This window comes from Bittarella massiliensis (ex Durand et al. 2017) (genome assembly GCF_017566145.1).
Classification (GTDB): Bacteria; Bacillota; Clostridia; order Oscillospirales; family Ruminococcaceae; genus Bittarella; species Bittarella massiliensis_A.
Window position 1 is genome coordinate 1 of the sequence record NZ_JABFCL010000411.1, and the last position, 208, is coordinate 208.

A 208-nucleotide genomic window follows, 5' to 3' on the forward strand; every position below is an offset into this window, starting at 1 on the left:
TCCCAAAAACACAGCTGTCCGTTTGCCCTCATAATAATAATTATCCACCGGAAAATGCAATATTTCTCCCTTTTCGTTATAATGCCAGTCTTGTGTTCCATAGGCAGTAAAAACAGGATGTTCAACCGTAAAAACTAGCTTACCACCAGACTTCAGTATTCTATATATCTTTTTTACTAAAATCTCATAATCTGCTACATAGTGAAAC

The 208-nt window shown here is 35.6% G+C and carries 1 pseudogene; it reads right to left on the bottom strand.

Features of this window, described 5'->3' with window-relative positions:
• Positions 1-208: pseudogene (locus HJY11_RS14860) on the bottom strand (class I SAM-dependent methyltransferase); the annotation flags it as partial.